Source organism: Sphingomonas sp. PSPC2-2 (assembly GCF_049897725.1).
Classification (GTDB): domain Bacteria; phylum Pseudomonadota; class Alphaproteobacteria; order Sphingomonadales; family Sphingomonadaceae; genus Sphingomonas.
This window is the reverse complement of record NZ_JAFCWU010000038.1, coordinates 1-714: the sequence shown is the minus strand read 5'-3', so window position 1 is coordinate 714 and position 714 is coordinate 1. Positions and strand designations below refer to the sequence as shown.

The 714-nt window shown below is 63.6% G+C and carries 1 pseudogene; it reads right to left on the bottom strand.

The features are described 5' to 3' along the window. A pseudogene (locus tag ACP7BY_RS20990) lies at positions 1–693 on the bottom strand (IS3 family transposase); the annotation flags it as partial. Positions 694–714: the final 21 nt, after the last annotated feature.

Here is a 714-nt window from a genome sequence, read left to right as displayed (position 1 = left end):
TGTAGGTGAAGTCGGCCACCCACTTCTGGTTCGGCGCGTCGGCGCTGAACTGCCGATCGAGCACGTTGCCCGCGATGACCGAGCGTTCGCCATGATCCTTGGGCAGACCGCGGCGCCTAGGCCGCGCCATCAGGCCGTGCATCCGCATCAGCCGTTCGACACGATGCAGGCCGCATGAAAGGCCTTCGGCCAAGAGATCGTGCCAGACGCGACGCGCGCCATAGGTTCGGTAGCTGGAGATGAAGCTGGCGCGGATCTTCCCTGCATACGCTTCGTCGCTCAGCGACCGGGCGCTTGGCGCGCGTACGAGCCAGGCGTGGAAACCACTGCGCGAGACATCGAGCGCCCCGCAAAGCCACGACACCGGCCAGATCCCTCGATGCTTTGCGATGAACCCGAACTTCATATCGAGTCCCTGGCAAAGTAGGCCGCGGCTTTTTTTAGGATGTCACGTTCGGCCTTCATCCGGGCCAACTCGCGGCGTAGCCGCTCAATCTCCTGCTGCTCGGGCTTCATCTGACCGTTGCCCGGAAACGCCGACTGGGGATCAGCTTCCGCTTCGCGGACCCATTTGCGCAGCACGTTCTCGTGCAGGTCCAGATCGCGCGCGGCCTGCGCTACCGCCACGCCGCGATCTCGGACCAACTTCACCGCCTCGAGCTTGAACTCTCGGCTGAACTTCCGTCGTTGCATCTACACCCTCCGGTTCCGAAA